12 protein-coding genes are annotated in these 17,035 nt (G+C 64.7%); 8 read left to right on the plus strand and 4 right to left on the minus strand.

Annotated elements, in window-relative coordinates:
• Position 1: 1 nt before the first annotated feature.
• The 4 genes from bcsB to CCZ28_RS22140 all read right to left on the minus strand — a co-directional run bounded on the left by bcsB (position 2) and on the right by CCZ28_RS22140 (position 8,897).
• On the minus strand, positions 2-2,299 hold the full coding sequence (bcsB, locus tag CCZ28_RS22125) for a cellulose biosynthesis cyclic di-GMP-binding regulatory protein BcsB (RefSeq protein WP_140220894.1): 2,298 nt from the start codon (positions 2,297-2,299) through the stop codon (positions 2-4).
• A gap of 1 nt (position 2,300) precedes the next feature.
• On the minus strand, positions 2,301-4,436 hold the full coding sequence (bcsA, locus tag CCZ28_RS22130; RefSeq protein WP_437179238.1) for a UDP-forming cellulose synthase catalytic subunit: 2,136 nt from the start codon (positions 4,434-4,436) through the stop codon (positions 2,301-2,303).
• Between the two features lie 41 nt (positions 4,437-4,477).
• Positions 4,478-5,521 carry a cellulose synthase operon protein YhjQ/BcsQ gene (locus CCZ28_RS22135; protein ID WP_167509271.1) on the minus strand — a complete coding sequence of 348 codons (1,044 nt, stop codon included), beginning with the start codon at positions 5,519-5,521 and terminating at the stop codon, positions 4,478-4,480.
• 358 nt (positions 5,522-5,879) lie between these two features.
• Positions 5,880-8,897 carry a cellulose biosynthesis protein BcsC gene (locus CCZ28_RS22140; RefSeq protein WP_140220897.1) on the minus strand — a complete coding sequence of 1,006 codons (3,018 nt, stop codon included), beginning with the start codon at positions 8,895-8,897 and terminating at the stop codon, positions 5,880-5,882.
• A 255-nt stretch (positions 8,898-9,152) separates the two neighbouring features.
• Here CCZ28_RS22140 and CCZ28_RS22145 point away from each other — a divergent pair, with 255 nt between their 5' ends.
• Genes CCZ28_RS22145 through CCZ28_RS22180 form a run of 8 tightly spaced genes read left to right on the plus strand, consistent with a single transcriptional unit; the run spans position 9,153 to position 17,016 of the window.
• On the plus strand, positions 9,153-10,418 hold the full coding sequence (locus tag CCZ28_RS22145; protein ID WP_140220898.1) for a glutamate-5-semialdehyde dehydrogenase: 1,266 nt from the start codon (positions 9,153-9,155) through the stop codon (positions 10,416-10,418).
• Positions 10,418-11,071, plus strand: a complete 654-nt coding sequence (gene nadD, locus CCZ28_RS22150; protein WP_140220899.1) for a nicotinate-nucleotide adenylyltransferase — start codon at positions 10,418-10,420, stop codon at positions 11,069-11,071. The genes CCZ28_RS22145 and nadD overlap by 1 nt, the downstream gene beginning before the upstream one ends.
• A 20-nt stretch (positions 11,072-11,091) precedes the next feature.
• Positions 11,092-11,442 (plus strand): ribosome silencing factor, encoded by a 351-nt coding sequence (gene rsfS, locus CCZ28_RS22155; protein ID WP_058762171.1) that lies wholly within the window; start codon positions 11,092-11,094, stop codon positions 11,440-11,442.
• Between the two features lie 5 nt (positions 11,443-11,447).
• A complete protein-coding gene (rlmH, locus tag CCZ28_RS22160) occupies positions 11,448-11,915 on the plus strand; it encodes a 23S rRNA (pseudouridine(1915)-N(3))-methyltransferase RlmH (protein WP_007159668.1) in 468 nt (155 codons plus the stop codon).
• A gap of 12 nt (positions 11,916-11,927) precedes the next feature.
• Positions 11,928-13,835 (plus strand): penicillin-binding protein 2, encoded by a 1,908-nt coding sequence (mrdA, locus tag CCZ28_RS22165; protein ID WP_140220900.1) that lies wholly within the window; start codon positions 11,928-11,930, stop codon positions 13,833-13,835.
• A 44-nt stretch (positions 13,836-13,879) separates the two neighbouring features.
• Positions 13,880-14,983, plus strand: coding sequence for a rod shape-determining protein RodA (gene rodA / locus CCZ28_RS22170; protein ID WP_140221416.1), 1,104 nt, complete (start codon positions 13,880-13,882; stop codon positions 14,981-14,983).
• Between the two features lie 21 nt (positions 14,984-15,004).
• A complete protein-coding gene (mltB, locus tag CCZ28_RS22175; protein ID WP_140220901.1) occupies positions 15,005-16,027 on the plus strand; it encodes a lytic murein transglycosylase B in 1,023 nt (340 codons plus the stop codon).
• A 5-nt stretch (positions 16,028-16,032) separates the two neighbouring features.
• Positions 16,033-17,016, plus strand: coding sequence for a septal ring lytic transglycosylase RlpA family protein (locus CCZ28_RS22180; RefSeq protein WP_437179239.1), 984 nt, complete (start codon positions 16,033-16,035; stop codon positions 17,014-17,016).
• The last annotated feature ends 19 nt before the right edge of the window (positions 17,017-17,035 follow it).

Consider the following 17,035-nt stretch of genomic DNA (forward strand, 5'->3'; position numbering starts at 1 on the left):
CTCAGCCTTGCAGCCGGCGGCGTGCACGGGCACGCAGAGCCAGAAAGACCGGGGTAGCGAGCAGGCCCACGGCCAGGGCGGTGGCCAACAGCATCAGCAGCGGATGACCGGCCAACAGCCAGCGCAAATAGAGTAGCGGGCCCAGGTGGCCGACATAATAGGTCTGGTCGGCGACCAGGGCATCGATCCGCTCGTTCTTGATCACCGCCAGGCTGCCTTGCAGATCCTGGGTGTAAATCGCGCTCTGAGCCAGGTCGGAGGTGACCTTTTCCAGCGGCGCGGCATCGGTGGCGGCGAACAGCACTACGCTGCGACCCTTGCTCAGAGGCGACTCGAAGCCGGCGACATAGGCGCTACTGCCACCGCCGTTAAAGCCCAGTGCGGTGCGCGCCTTGCGGAGGTTGTCGCGTGGGTCGGGGCTCAGCCAGTTGCGCACCCGTAGCGCCAGATCGGAGAATTCGAAACGTCGGCTGCTACCGTCCAGCGCGGCGGGCAAGCTGGATGCCCATTGCTGCAGCAGCGGTGAACTGCCCGTGGTCAGCACCAACAGATCGCGCTGGGCGACGTTATCCAGTTGGGCACCCCGGACGAGGGCGACACCGGGTGCGGGATAGCCGGTGGCGGCGCCGAAGCGACCGAGCAGGGTCAGGTAGGCACCCAGTTCGCCCGTCGACGGCTTTTCGTCCAGCACTACCGCCGTTTCGGACAAATCGGCCATGCGGGTGAAGGGAAAGCCGCTGTCCTTGAACACGCCCAGATTGGGCATGGCGATGAAGTGGTGGTAGCCACTGAGGTCCAGGGTGGACTCCGGCTCTATGGTACCCCTCATATTGTCGATGATGACGTCGCGGCATTCGCCCTGTTTGATGTAGTCGTACATGAAACGGAACTGCAGTGGCGCCTGGGCGGACACGCCGTCCAGTGGTACCCGTATCTGGGTTTCGCGCGGCAGGCCATCGTCGTCGCTCTTCAGGGTGGCCAGCAGGCCGCTGTCCAGATGCTCGCGCGAAGGCAGCGACAGGGACTTGAGGAAGCGATCGTCGATGGACACCAGCAGTGAGGAGTTGGTGGAGACCGGTTGCGGTGTGTAGCGGTACTTGAGATCGAGCGGAGCGCCCTGGTCCTGCCAGAGGAAGAGGTCTGGCGGCAGGCGCAGTGGCACCGTGAGGTTGCCGGGATTGTAGCCCGAGGAGCCGAGGTTCTTGAGTTCGGTCAGCTCGCCCAATTTCACCGGTCGGTCGCTGGGTAGCCAGTTGGGGGCATCGTAGGGACGACGCGGGACCAGCGTGTCCAGACGATCAAGGGTCACTCGGGCACCGGATAGCGCCTGGTTCCCCAGCGTAAGGCCCTGAGCTGCGCGCTTGAGCTCAGCACCATCGCGACCGGCCAATACCAGCAGCTTGCCATTCGGATCGTGCGGGTTGGTGAGGATAGCGAGGGTGGGACCCGTCTTGGCGGTAAGGGTCAGGCCAAGTCGCTCGGCGGCTGCCGGGCTGTCCAGCAGAACCACGGCATTACCCTTGTCCGGCAGGCCATCGGTGACCGTCGGGAAGCGAGCGCCACGGGAGCCGGACAGGGCACCGAACCAGGCCGCAACGTTACCGGCGGCTTCCAAGGCGGTATTGTTCGGGTCGGGAATGACAAAGGGCAGCACCAGCGGGCGGGCGTCGCGGTAGTCGAAGAATGGCCGTGGCAAGGTGGCCAGGTCATTGTCGAGCACGATGCGGGTGACCTGGAGCTGCAGTTCGCTACCAGTGCCGATCTTGGCCCAGAGACTCGAGTGCAGGGGGTCTTCGCACTGCATGGTGTAGTGGCCGATCAGTTGCAAGGTCAGGCGGTTGACGTCGGTGATCAGGCGCGGCGGGATGTCGAGGGTGGTCTGCAGCAGCTTGCCGGCATTTTCTTTGGGAACCGGCAGGCTGGCAGCCACTTCGTCGTTGACCAGCACGTTGATCTGCGAGAGGTCCGGTAATAGCGCGGGTGAATAGCTGTATTCCAGACTCAGGCGCGCGCTGGTCACCACCTCGTCACTACGGATGCCGAAGCGCACGCTGTCGCTACCGTCCACACCACGCAGGCTCATCGGATAGCGCGCGCCCAGCTGCTTGAGCGTGTAGGTGTAAGCCTCGCCCACAGTGGTCGCTGCGGTCATCTCCGGCGCAGCGACGACGGGGTCCGTCGTCTGCGCGGCCTGGGTCGGTAGGGCGGTACAGACGGACAACGCCAGGACCAGCAGTGAAAAGGCCCAGGCCGGACGCGAAGAGGAGGGAAGAGGGTTGTGCACGCTTGGAACATCCATGTCAGGAGGAGGAGGACGTCTGGTCACGGCGGCTTGCCACCGCGCGCCAGGCATTGCGATTGAGTTCGTTGATGCCGTGCAGGCCGATCTGAGCGACCTCGCGTAGCGAGCTCGGCAAAGAGTCCGGTTTACGCTTACCCCAGGCCTCGGCCCAGAGATCGGCACGCGAAAAGGTCATCCGGACGAGTTCACGCTGCTCGGTCACGCTGAGGTCCGCGAAGCGAGTACCCACGGCATTTCCCCGGCTGAAGACCACGGTAGCCGGGAACCGGCGGATTTGATCCTTGCGCTTGAGTTCGATGTGTACCTGCGAGCCTTGGGCTACCTGGCTGCCTTCAGGTAGTTGCAGGCCGATCCCGCTTTGGGAGAAGTCCAGGGTGGTGCAGCTCAAATGGCTACCGTCGGCGAGCACGAGTCCTGCTGGTAGGGTCGCAGCCACTCTCGGTTCGGCCCGTACCTGGCGCGTCTCACTCGCCACCGCCACCGCGGCACTGACGATCACCACGTTGTAGAGCGTCCAGGCCAGGTTGATGGCGACCGTGGTCAGCGTTTCTGGGTCACCTAGAAATAGGCGACCGATGCCGACCGTGAGGCCGACCAGATTGAGTAGCAACAGCAAGATGTAGGGACGGGCCAACTCCCAGTCGAAATAGTCCTCGGCGATGATGCCGCCCTTGTCGGTCACGTTGAACTTGCCTAGGCGCGGGTTGATCAGTGCCAGCAGGGTGGGGCGCAGGATGTACCAAGCCAGCACCGTCTCATACACCTCGTTCCAGAAGGAATGGCGGAACTGGCCCTGGATGCGCGAGTTGGTGAGGTTCGAGTGCAGCACATGGGGCAACACGTAGCAGGTGATCAGCAGCGCCGAGGCGTGGAATATCTGGGCGCTGAACAACAGGTAGGCCAGGGGCGCGGTAAGGAATACCAGGCGCGGCAGGCCGTAGAAGAAATGCAGCATGGCGTTCAGGTAGCAGAGCCGCTGACCGAAGGCGAGCCCCTTTCCTAGAAATGGATTGTCCAGCCGGAAGATCTGCGCCATACCACGCGCCCAGCGGATGCGCTGGGCGATGTGCCGTGAAAGACTCTCGGTAGCGAGCCCAGCGGCCTGGGGAATGTTCAAGTAGGCGGTGTTGTAGCCGAGCCGATTGAGCTTGAGCGCGGTATGCGCGTCCTCGGTCACCGTCTCGGTGGCCACTCCACCGATCTCCAGCAACATCGAGCGACGGATCACCGCACAGGAGCCGCAGAAAAAGGTGGCGTTCCATAGGTCGTTGCCGTCCTGCACCAGGCCGTAGAACAACTCGCCTTCGTTGGGCACGGTGCGGAAGGTATTGAGGTTCTTCTCGAAGGGATCGGGCGAGAAGAAGAAGTGCGGCGTCTGCAGCATGGCCAGCTTGGCATCCTTAAGGAACCAGCCCATGGAGATCTGTAGAAAGGACCGTGTCGGCACGTGGTCGGCATCGAAGATGGCAACGTACTCGCCATCGGTGACCTTGAGCGCGGCATTGAGATTGCCGGCCTTGGCATGCTCGTTGTTCTCCCGCACCAGGTAGGAGACACCTGCCGTTGCGCAGAAGTGGCGGAAGTCCTCCCGGCGACCATCGTCCAGTACATGCACCCGCAGCTTGTCGCGCGGCCAATCGATGGCCTGGGCCGCCAGGATCGACAACTTAACGATGCTCAAGGCTTCGTTGTAGGTGGGAATGAAGACATCCACCGTCGGCCATTCGGCAGGATCTTCCGGTAGGGGAGCCGGCGCACGGCGCAACGGCCAGATCGTCTGCACATAACCGAATATCAGCACCGTCAATGCATATAACTCGGCGGCCACCAGGCCGTAACCGAGGACCATCTCCAAGGGTGTCTCGAAGCCCAGGGTGGCGGTCAGGCGCCAGTACAGGTAGCGCAGAGAGGCCAGCAGCGACAGCGCGATCAGCATGATCACCGGCAGGCGTCCGGGCAGCCGGCGCAGCAGCAGAGCGAACCCGAAACAGACGACTGCGAAGAACGTCTGCTCTTCCAGGCCCATGGGGACGCTTACCAGCAGCGCGGCGAACAGCATCAAGGCAAGGCAGCCGAGCACCTGAATCCAGCGTGGAATCGGGTGCGCCTGCGGGGCGGGGATGGAATCAGGCATCTGTTGCCGCTGACGGATCTGGTCCAAACGATCAAGAAAACTCATGGTAAAGGCCGCTCATGACGGAGCTCGAGCGCGGCGGTGTCCGCCAGTAGTGTCTCGGCTAGTTCGTCAAGAGCGTTCGTCCAGTCATCCTGCAGGCCTAACAGGCCCTGCCCCGCTGCCAGCGCCTGCTCCAGCGCCGTACTCTCCGGCAGTATGCCGAGTAGGCGGTTGCCACAAGAACGGGCCACCAGCGTGGCGATATCTGTGGTCAGCGGGCGTGCTGGATCTACACGATTGAGCAGGTAGGTGCAGTGGGCATGACCAGCGTAACGTTGCAGCTGATGGTCGAGACGCGCGATGCTGGCGTGGCCGGCCGTATCCGCCGTGGTTACGCCCAGCACTTGGGTAGCCATGGCCAGCGCTTGGCGGCCGATAGGCGTCGAGCCTGTCGGACAGTCGAGGATCACCCAGGTATCGGCCGAGACGTCCAAGGTCGCTAGACGTTGCGCCAGCCAGTTTGTATCCACCTGCAGCGAGTGTTCGAGGGCTTGCAGGTCCCTCTCGCTGAGGTTGCCGAAGGGCAGCATTCGTAGCTGTTCCGTTACGGGCAGGCAACTCGCCAGGGGCAGTGGAACGGCCTCCATCGCGGCATTCATCTGCGGCTGCAGCAGGGCGGTCAGCACGTTCTGCGCATCGAGCTCTACCAGCAATACCTTTTGCCCTCGCTCTGCCAGCCTCTGCGCCAACCCGGCGGCGACCACCGTTTTACCGGTGCCGCCTTTGGCCGACGTTACTGCCAGCACGGAGGCCGACAGGGACAACTGCGCCCGACTCAATGCTTGGTTCAAGGCAACAACCGCGTGCTCGGCGACGTACGCGCCTGACTGTTCCAGACTCTGGCCCGAGGAACCGGTGGAAATGGCTGGCGCAGAGGCCCTCCCGACGTCCGGGGCGACAAGAGCTGGCAGCTCCCCGGCCTGATTCGGCGTAGGTGGCGGGAGCGACCCGGGCATGGATTCGGGCAGCTCGAACTCACGGTAGCGATGTGGATCGCCGCCAAAGGCGTGGAACAAGTTGGCGATGTCTAGGGAACGGCCCATGGCAGGATTCCGGTGGGTCGAAAGGATGATGGCAGGGGGTTTGGCGCCAAATTTATGGCTATCTGCCATCATGGCGTCATAATTGTGAATGGTGTCACGACGGATCCGTGACGTACTAATAAAATTTGTTTATTCAAGAACTTGTCCAGCGTGCCGAAGGTGCGGGCCAGAGCCTTTGCTGGATTGGGTGATCGTTAGACGACATGAAGAAATCGTCAACGGCCCGCTTCGGTTCGCATGGACGAAAGGCGTTGACACGGGTAGGGGCGGTCAAGAGAGCGACGAACGCTAGGACGAGCGGTCAGGTCGAGTGGCTGGTAGCCGATAAGACAAGGCCCGCAGATGCGGGCCTTGGTCCTTATTCCTCGTTGCGCGACCGATAGGGTTGCGGGCGCAAGAGTTGCGGGCGTCCTTCCTGCTCTTCGAAGAAGTAGCGCAGATAGACGTTGCCGTTGACGTCGCGCTCGTCCTGGGCGTTGTCCATGCCCAGTTGACCACCCAGGGCGAACTGGCCGTTGAGGCGGTATTCGCCCTTGGCCGAGAGGCCGTAGGCCACGCTGGTCTTGCTCTTGCCGCCGTATTGACCTTCGCCGGCCGCTTCCGCCGCCGCTTGCAGCGCGGCATCCTCGGGATAGCGATCCGCAGCGTCCTGGCGAATGGTCTGCACACCCAGCAGGCCTTGCACCTGATAGGCCCAGAGGTCGCCACGTTGCGACCATACCAGCGGCACGCCGATGGCGAAGTAGCGCTGCGGGCTGAAATAGCCGCCATGGCCATAGGTGAGGTGGTTCTGGTTGTTGTCGTAGCCGATCGCCGTGGCGGAGAGGCCGACGGTGAACAGACTGTCCGGACCGTTGCGCAGGTAGTAGTAGACGCCGGTGCCGATCTCGAAGCGATCGTTGTCCTTGACGTCATGGCCGGTCAGGCGGTGGGCCGCGCCATAGATGTAGGAACCGTAGCGACCGTCGTCATAGCGCAGGCGCGCCAGGCCGCCATTGGCGGTCACGCCGCCCCACTCCTGGCCGGTACGCGGATCGCGGATGCCGCCATAGGAGGCCAGGGAGTCGGTTACCGACCGCCGCGACACGCTCAGGGCATAGAGCAGGTTCTCGCTCAGACTGCTCAGCGGCCGCTCCAGGGTGGCACCACCCACTACCGTGCTGTATCTCAGGCCCACCGGCGAGACGCCGATGTCGCCCTTGAGGCCGCGCCCGGCGTCTTCCACGGCGATGGACGCCGCCACGCCGTTTTCCTTCTGGCTGCCATCGCTGCTGCTGTCGTTGATCCGGGTCGGCGTGACGCGCACGGCCAGGCGCTGGTCGCCCGCCGGGAAGGAGATCTCCAGCGGTGCGCTGACGGTGGTCTGTCGTGAGCTGCCCGTGGGATCGTAGCTGCGCACGTTCAGACCCTGGGTGATGCGAATGCTGCGCTCACGCTGCAACTGGCCGAGGATCTGCTCGGTGGCCAGGCTGCTCGACAGGCTGCTGGTGGGCACCACGGACAGGTCGTTGAACGGGTTGTTGGCGGCCTTCTGCGGTTGCAGCGGATCGCTCCAGGCGTAATCGGCACGACCACCACCGCCGTCCACGGCGGCAGGGACGGTGGCCAGGGCGTCATCGCTGCGGCGCTGCCCAGGCAGGGCGGCGAAGGGGTTGTCGCTGGCACCGGCAGCGCGGGCGGCGGACTCGCGGTCCTGGCGCTCCACCTGGACCACCTGCTCCAGCAGGCTGGTAGCGGTGCCGGCCATGCCGATGTCGCGGTAGAGCAGGGCGGCGCGACGCAGCACCAGTGGATCGCTCTGGCCCAGCTTGACCGCCTGATCCAGGTACTGGCGCGCGGTGACGCTGTCCTGCGACTTGGCGGCGATCTCGGCCGCACCCAGATAGAGTTCGGCATCCCTGGGCTGGTCGCTCAGAACGTCGCGGTAGAGCTGGCGGGCCTTCTGGGTGTCGCCGCTGGCCAGGTACATGCGCGCCAGGGCTGCCTGGGCGGCCTTGTCGTCGGGGCGGGCCTTGAGTGCCGGCGCCAGGGTGTCGTAGGCGGCAGCCAGCTCACCCTTGTCGGTGAGACGGTCGGCCTGGCGGATGCGGTAGCGGGCCAGGAGATCGTCGTACTGCTGCTTCTCGCTGCTGTCGAGCACCACGCCCTGCAAGTCGCGCAGTACGTTGCCGACGGTCTGGTCCTGGTTCATTTGCAGCTGGATGCTGGCGTAATGCAGCTGCATGCCGGGGGTCGGCCGGGTATCGCCGGAGATCAGCGGCTTGAGCAATGCCAGGCCGTGCTCGGGATCGCCAGCGATGGCGAAGGCTTCGGCCAGATCGCCGATCAGGTCGGGATTGCGGCCGGCACGGGCTTCCAGGCGCTTCATCAGGCTGCGCGCTTCTTCGCGACGACCCTGCTTGGCCAGGGCCACGGTTTCGGCCAATTGTTCATTGAAGGTGATGCGCGCGGCCAGGGCATTCATGTCCGGCGAACGCTGTGGCTGGGGAATGCGCATCAGGGTCTGCATGGCACGCTCATATTCACCCAGCTCGTTGGAGAGCAGGGCGCTGGCATAGAGCACCTCGGGACGCTGGGCGCCGTCCTTGACCAGGCTGTCCACCAGATCGCGCGCGGCGCGCGGTCGACCCTGGCGAACTTCCAGGCGCGCCTGGGCGAGGCGCAGCCAGGGATCGTCCGGCGATTCCTTGCGCGCCTGTTCGAGCAGCCGCGAAGCACCCTGCAGATCGCCGCGTGCCTCGGCGGCATCGGCTTCCTGCATGGCTTGGCCGGCGCGCAGGCGATCCAGGCCCTTGATCTTGTTCTGGGCGCTCGGCTGCAGATTCTTGGTGAGTTGCAGGGCTTCATCGGTACGCCCCAGCTCGTTGAGCGCGGCGATGCGGCCGTAGTAGGCATCGACGTTGGCGGGCTCACGCATCAGCACCTGGCGATAGGTGGCTTCCGCCAGATCCCACTGGCGTTTCTGGCTCTGGATACCGGCGAGGAACAGCTGCGCTTCGACCGCTTCCGGCTTGAGGCGAATGGCCTCGACGCTGAAGTCGCGTGCCTTGTCCAGTTCGCGTTGGTTCTCGGCCGCATGGGCGAGTTCGAGCAGGTGGTGGTAGCGCGCCTCGTCCAACGCCGGCTGCCAGGTCTTGCCGCCTTTCTGGACGGCCTGGGTGAGCAGTTGCTCGGCCTCGGCATAGCGCTTCTGCGCCAGGCGTGCACTGCCCAGCTTGCCCAGTACATCCGGGTCTTGGGGCGTCTTCTTCAGCTGGGCTTCCAGCGCCTGCACGGTGGCCGCGGTCGGCGTCACCTCGGCAGCGGCAGCCCAGGTGGCTTCGGCATGGATCAGTAGGGCGAGCAGGCCGAGAGGCAAGGTGAGGTGCTTGGGCATGGTTCTTTCCGTGAAGGCTGTTAGGCGTCGCTGCAGCTCCCGATCGACGCAGGGCTGGAACGGTTCCGGCTACTTGGGAATAGCTGAACGCAAGCTGAACGGCAAATCTAGCGGCGGATGATTCCCGACAGGCCGTGGCGAGTCAACCGAATCGAAATCGCAATACCATATTCCAGGGCCCTCGACGCTGGTCGCCCAGGGCCTGGCGACGCTATACTGCACAGCTTTCCTACCGTCTTTCGCAGGCTGCCGACCATGACCGAGTCCGTCTCCGCCTACATGACCCGTCTTGGCCAGGCAGCGCGTGCCGCGTCGCGGGTTGCCGCGCGGGCCAGCACCGCCCAGAAGAACCATGCCCTGCTGGCCGCCGCCGCCGCTCTGGACGCCCGTCGCGCCGAGTTGAGCGCTGCCAACGAACAGGACCTGAGCGCCGCCCGGGCCAACGGCCTGGAGCCGGCGATGCTCGATCGCCTGGCACTGACGCCCAAGCGCATCGACGACATGATCGAAGGCCTGCGCCAGGTCGCGACGCTGCCCGATCCCATCGGCGAGATCCGCGACATGAGATACGTGCCCTCGGGTATCCAGCTGGGCAAGATGCGTGTGCCGCTGGGTGTGATCGGCATCATCTACGAGTCGCGGCCCAACGTGACCATTGATGCGGCCAGCCTCTGCCTGAAGTCCGGCAACGCCACCATCCTGCGCGGCGGCTCCGAGGCCATCCATTCCAACCAGGCCATCGCTGCCTGCATCCAGGCCGGCCTCGCCGAAGCCGACCTGCCGGCCGAGCTGGTTCAGGTCGTGGAGACCACCGACCGGGCCGCTGTTGGCGCACTCATCACCATGCCGGAATATGTGGACGTCATCGTGCCGCGTGGTGGCAAGAGCCTGATCGAACGCATCAGCCGCGATGCCCGGGTACCGGTGATCAAGCATCTGGACGGCATCTGCCATGTCTACATCGACCGTGCCGCCGACCTTGACAAGGCCATCCGCATCGCCGACAACGCCAAGACCCAGCGCTACGCGCCCTGCAACACCATGGAGACGCTGCTGGTGCATGCCGCCATCGCCGAGCGGGTGCTGCCGCCGCTGGCCGCCATCTACCGCGACAAACAGGTGGAACTGCGCGGTTGCGAACGGACCCGGGCGTTGCTCGACACTGACGTCCTGCTCGCCACCGAAGAGGATTGGCGTACCGAGTACAACGCGCCGATCCTGTCCATTCGGGTGGTCGACGGCCTCGATGCGGCCATTGAGCACATCAATGCCTATGGCTCGCAGCACACCGATGCGATCGTCACCGAGAACTTCAGCGATGCCCGACGCTTCCTCACCGAGGTCGACTCGGCGTCGGTGATGGTCAATGCCTCGACCCGCTTCGCCGACGGTTTCGAATACGGCCTCGGCGCCGAGATCGGCATCTCCACCGACAAGCTGCACGCCCGTGGCCCGGTAGGGCTGGAAGGCCTGACCAGCGAGAAGTACGTGGTCTTCGGCGACGGTCACGTCCGTCGCTGATGAGCAGCCTGCCCACCCGCATCGGTCTGTTCGGCGGTACCTTCGATCCCGTACACATCGGCCACCTGCGCGCTGCGCTGGAGGTGGCCGAGGCCCTGGCGCTCGACGAATTGCGCCTGATCCCCAGCGCCCGGCCGCCACATCGCGAGGCGCCCAGCGTCTGTGCCGAGGATCGCCTGGCGATGGTTCGGCTGGCGGTCGCCGATACCGCTCCGCTGGTGGTCGATGACCGGGAACTGCGTCGGGCGCGTCACTCCTATACCATAGAGACCCTGGAAAGCCTGCGCGCCGAACTTGGCGATGAGGTGCAGCTGCTGCTCATGCTCGGTTGGGACGCCTTCTGCGGTCTGCCGAGCTGGCACCGTTGGCGCGAGTTGCTGGAGCTGTGCCACATCCTGGTGTTGCAACGGCCCGATGCCGACAGCGAGCCCTGCCAGGAATTGCGTGACTTCCTGGCGGCGCGCAGTCAACCCGATCCCCAGGCCCTGAAGGGGCCGGGCGGGCAGATCACCTTTATCTGGCAGAACCCGCTCGCGGTGTCCGCCACCCAGATCCGTGGCCTCTTGGCCACCGGGAAGTCCATCCGCTTCCTGGTGCCCGATGCCGTGCTTGATTACATCCGGACGCACGGACTCTATCCGGCGTCCTCCTGAACCGAGGTAAGAGCTACACCATGCAAAGCGAACAACTCGTCCAGGTGGCCATCGCCGCCCTGGAAGACATGAAGGCCCAGGACATCATCTCCCTGGACGTACGCGAGAAGACCAGCGTGACCGACATCATGGTCATCGCCAGCGGTACCTCCAGCCGTCACGTCAAGTCGCTGGCCGACAACGTGCTGGAAAAGGTCAAGGAGCAGGGCGTGCGTCCGCTGGGCAGCGAAGGCCTGGAAGGCGGCGAGTGGGCCCTGCTGGACCTGGGCGACGTGGTGGTCCATGTGATGCTGCCGACCACCCGCGAGTTCTACGACCTCGAGCGCCTCTGGCGCGGTGCCGAGCAGAGCCGCGCCGCTCAGGGCGAGTAAGGCCGGTGCGCCTGCGTCTCATCGCTGTCGGCTCGCGCATGCCGCGCTGGGTCGAGGAGGGCTGGCACGAGTACGTCAAGCGTTTGCCGCCGGAGTTGCCGCTGGAACTCGTCGAGATCCCGCTACAGACCCGCGGCAAGAATGCCGACGTCGCCCGGCTGATCCGCCAGGAGGGTGAGGCCATGCTGGCCAAGGTGCAGCCGGGCGAGCGCGTGGTGACCTTGGAGGTCACCGGCAAGCCCTGGAGCACCGAGCAACTGGCTGAAACACTCCAGCAGTGGCGCCTGGAAGCCCGTACCGTCAACCTCATGGTCGGTGGCCCCGAGGGCCTCGCTCCCGAGGTGCAGGCACGGAGCGAGCAGCGCTGGTCGCTCTCGCCCCTGACCCTGCCGCATCCGTTGGTGCGCATCCTGGTCGGTGAGCAGCTCTATCGCGCCTGGACCGTGCTGGCCGGCCATCCGTATCACAAGTAGTCCGTATCTGCGATGTCGCAACCCATACGCCTCAAGGATCACGAGAAAGACGCCCAGCTCGTCCGCACCCGCGTGCTGATCGGCGGGGTGCTGTTTCTCGTGCTCGCCTGCGTACTGGTGGCGCGCATGTACTACCTGCAGGTCATCCAGTACCAGTACCACTCGACCCTGTCGGAAAACAACCGGGTGCACGTGCAGCCGATTCCGCCGACCCGTGGCCTCATCTATGACCGCAATGGCCTGATCGTCGCCGACAACCGGCCCAGCTTCAGCCTGACCATCACCCGCGAGCGGGCCGAGAACTGGCGCCAGACGCTGGACACCCTGGTACAGGTCCTGGGCCTGACCGAGGAAGACCGCGAGCTGTTCGAGAAGCGCATGAAGCAGGGCCGGCGTCCCTTCGAGCCGGTGCCGGTGCTGTTCGAGCTGACCGAGGAGCAGATCGCCAAGATCGCCGTCAACCAGTTCCGCCTGCCCGGGGTCGAGGTGACGGCGCAACTGGTGCGGCACTACCCCATGGGCGAGCACTTCGCCCACTCGGTGGGCTATGTCGGCCGGATCAACGAGCAGGAACTCAAGCGACTGGATCCGGTGAACTACAGTGGCACCCACCACATCGGCAAGACCGGCGTGGAGCGTTTCTACGAACCCGAATTGCACGGCGAAGTGGGTTACGAGGAAGTCGAGACCAACGCCCGCGGTCGGGTGTTGCGGGTGCTCAATCACACCGATCCCAAGCCCGGCAAGGACATCGTCCTCACCATCGACTCCCGGCTGCAGGCTGCGGCGGAAGCTGCCCTGGGTGGCCGGCGCGGTGCCATCGTCGCCATCCAGCCCAAGACCGGCGATGTGCTGGCCATGGTCAGCCAGCCCAGCTACGACCCCAATCCCTTCGTCACCGGCATCAGCTTCAAGGAATATTCCGCGCTGCGCGATTCCATCGATCGCCCGCTCTACAACCGGGTGCTGCGCGGTCTCTATCCGCCGGGCTCGACCATCAAGCCGGCGGTGGCCATCGCGGGGCTGGACAGCGGCGCCACCACGCCCCAGGCGCGCATCTTCGATCCGGGTTACTACGAGCTGCCCAACTACGATCACAAGTACCGCAACTGGAACCACGGCGGCGACGGTTACGTTGATCTGGATACCGCGCTCATGAGATCCAACGACACCTATTTCTACGACCTCGCCCACAAGATCGGCATCGATCGACTCTCGGAGTACATGGGCAAGTTCGGGCTCGGGCAGAAGGTGGCCCTGGACATGTTCGAGGAAGCGCCGGGCCTCATGCCCTCGCGCCAGTGGAAGCGCGCCACCCGCCGGCAGGCCTGGTTCCCCGGTGAGACGCTGATCCTCGGCATCGGCCAGGGCTATATGCAGGTGACACCGCTGCAACTGGCCCAGGTTACGGCGCTGATCGCCAACCATGGCAAATGGATCCGGCCGCACCTGGCCAAGACCCTGGATGGCCAGCCGCCGGTGGACACCCATCCCATGCCCGACATCGTGCTCAAGGACGACAGCTACTGGGATCGCGCCATCCATGGCATGGAGATGGTGGTGCAGAATCCGCGCGGTACCGCCCATAAACTCAGCATTGGTGCCCAGTATCACTTCGCCGGCAAGAGTGGTACCGCCCAGGTGGTCGCCATCCGCCAGAACGAAAAGTACAACTCGGCGGCGCTCAAGGAGCGGCACCGCGACCACGCCCTGTTCGTCGCCTTCGCCCCGGTGGAAAATCCGCAGATCGCCGTGGCGGTGATGGTCGAGAACGGCGAATCGGGTGGCGCCGTGGCCGGTCCCGTCGCGCGGCAGGTGCTCGACGCCTGGCTGCTGGATGAGCATGGTCATCTCAAGGCCGAATACGCCAAGCCCGCTACGGCCGGCACCCCAGCCGCCGCGACCAAGGTGCAGCCATGAGTCTCGCTCCCAACTTCGACCGCACCATCCCCGAAGGGGACGTGATGAAGCGGCGCGCGACCCTGTTGCAGCGCCTGCACATCGATGGTCCGCTGTTGATCCTGCTGTTGATGCTGGGGGCGACCGGCCTGTTCGTGCTCTATTCCGCCGGCGGACGCAATCTCGACCTGCTGTTCAAGCAGGCCAGCTCCTTCGGCCTGGGCCTGGTGGCCATGGCCATCGTCGCCCAGTTGGAGCCGCGCTTCATGGCGCGCTGGGTGCCCCTGGGCTATGTGGTCGGCGTGGCTCTGTTGGTGGTGGTGGACGTCATGGGCCACAACGCCATGGGTGCCACCCGCTGGATCAATATCCCCGGCGTGATCCGCTTCCAGCCGTCGGAATTCATGAAGCTCCTGATGCCCATGATGATGGCCTGGTACCTGTCCAAGCGCAGCCTGCCGCCCAACTTCAAGCACAGCCTGATCAGCCTGTCGCTGGTGGTGGTGCCCTTCGTGCTCATCCTCGACCAGCCCGATCTCGGCACCGCCATGCTGGTATTGGCCTCGGGCGGCTTCGTGCTGTTCGTCGGCGGCCTGCAGTGGCGTTGGCTGATCGGCGCGGTGAGCGCAGCCGTGCCCATGGCGGTGGCTATGTGGTTCTTCGTGCTGCACGACTACCAGAAGCGCCGCATCCTGACCTTCCTCGATCCGGAAATGGACCCGCTGGGCGCCGGTTGGAACATCATCCAATCCAAGGCCGCCATCGGCTCGGGCGGCGTGTTCGGCAAGGGCTGGCTGCTGGGGACCCAGTCCCATCTGGATTTTTTGCCGGAAAGTCACACGGACTTTATCATTGCCGTCCTCGGCGAAGAGTTCGGCATGGTGGGCGTCTGCCTGCTGCTGACGCTCTATCTGTTGCTCATCGGTCGTGGCCTCACCATCACGCTGCAGGCCCAGACGTTGTTCGGCAAGTTGCTCGCCGGCGGCGTGACCATGACCTTTTTCGTCTACGTCTTCGTCAACATCGGCATGGTCAGTGGCCTGTTGCCCGTGGTGGGCGTACCGCTGCCATTCATCAGCTATGGCGGCACCTCGGTGGTCACCTTGCTCACCGGGTTCGGAGTTTTGATGTCGATCCACACGCACCGCAAGTGGATCACCCAGGTTTAACAAGCAATGAAGAAGGGCTAGATGTCGATAATGGGATGGATGCGTCGCTGCCTGCAGGGCCTGGGGCTCGCGGGCGCGATGGGCGTGACGACCGGCGTCGTCGCCGGCGACTACGACGCGACACCGCAGGCGCGTGACTTCATCGCCGAGATGAGTCAGAGCTACGGCTTCGCGCCGGAGCAACTGCAGGCACTGTTCGGCGAGGTGCAACGCAAGCAGGCCATTCTCGATGCCATTTCGCGCCCGGCCGAGCGGGTCAAGCCCTGGAGCGAATACCGCCCCATCTTCATCACCGATCGGCGAATCGCCCAGGGCGTCGAGTTCTGGAAGGCCCACGAAGAGGCGCTGGCGCGTGCCGAGCGCGAATATGGCGTGCCGGCCCAGTTCATCGTCGCCATCATCGGCGTGGAAACCTTCTATGGGCGCAACACCGGTAACTACCGGGTGCTGGACGCCCTCTCCACCCTGGCGTTCGACTACCCGCCGCGCGCACCTTTCTTCCGCAGCCAACTGCGTGAATTCCTGTTGCTCGCCCGCGAGCAACAGGTCGATCCGCTCAGTCTCACCGGCTCCTATGCCGGCGCCATGGGCCTGCCGCAATTCATGCCCGGCAGCTTCCGTGCCTACGCGGTGGATTTCGATGGCGACGGCCATATCAATATCTGGTCGGACCCGACCGATGCCATCGGCAGCGTCGCCAACTACTTCAAGATGCACGGCTGGTCCGGTAGCGGGCCAACCGCGATTCGTGCCCAGGTGACCGGTAGTCGGGTGGAGGAGGGCGTGGTGCCAGGCATAGAGCCGGTCAAGACCGTCGCCGAGCTGCGCGCGCTGGGCTGGAATGCTCAGGACCCTGCCCTGCGCGACGATTTGCGTGTAACCTCGTTCCGCCTCGACGGAGACAAGGGACCGGAGTACTGGATGGGCCTGCCCAATTTCTACGCCATTACCCGTTACAACCGCAGCGTCATGTACGCCATGGCGGTGACCGATCTGGCCGCCGCCATCGCCGAGCGTCACGCGGCCGAGGGTGGTAAGCCGTGAAGCGTCTGGCTACCGTGGTGCGGCTGGCCGGCTGCCTGGGTCTCGGCCTGCTGCTGTTGAGCTGCTCCAGTCAGTCGCCCAAACCCACCAGCAAGGGTGTGGCGGGGCCGGGTGGCTACCTGCGCCCGCACCGCGACGGCGCGCCCTGGTGGGACGTCGACGTCAGCAAGATCCCCGATGCCGTGCCCATGCCCTACAACGGGCCGCTGAAGAACAACCCCTATACCGTACTGGGCAAGACCTACTTCCCGCTGACCGACTCGCGTGATTATCACGTGACCGGTACGGCGTCCTGGTATGGCACCAAGTTCCACGGCCAGGCTACCGCCAATGGCGAGACCTACGACCTCTACGGCATGACCGCGGCGCACAAGACCCTGCCGCTGCCCAGTTACGTCAGGGTCACCAACCTCGATAACGGCCGCAGCGTCATCCTGCGCGTCAACGATCGCGGTCCTTTCTATTCCGACCGGGTCATCGACCTGTCCTTCGCCGCGGCCAAGAAGCTCGGTTATGCCGAGATCGGCACCGCCCGGGTCAGGGTGGATGGCATTGATCCGCAACAATATTGGGCCGAGCGCGGCCAGGCGGTGCCCATGGTACTGGCCCAACCGCGCCAGGCTCCGGTAGCCCAGAAGACTACCGAGGTGCAGACCTTCGGTGCGGTGGAGACCTATACGCCGCCGGTCAACCAGCATGCCGAGCCGGTCACCCCGGCGGCCATAGACGCAAAAAAAAACGCTTCTGTCCCAGCCGCTGGGCTCTATCTGCAGGTGGCGGCCTTCGCCAATCCGGACGCTGCGGAATTGCTCAAGGACAAGCTCAGCGACCTGACCGGTGCCCCGGTGTTCATCAGCTCGACGGTGCGCAACCAGCAGACCTTGCATCGCGTGCGACTCGGCCCGGTCCAGCCGGCTGAGGTGCCCCAGCTCCAGAACAGCGTGCGCCTGGCCCGACTCGGCCAGGCCTCCCTCGTGCAACCGGATTGAAGCAAGGATGTTTCTAGGC

Origin of the sequence: Pseudomonas oryzihabitans (genome assembly GCF_006384975.1) — a bacterium.
Lineage (GTDB): Bacteria > Pseudomonadota > Gammaproteobacteria > Pseudomonadales > Pseudomonadaceae > Chryseomonas > Chryseomonas psychrotolerans_B.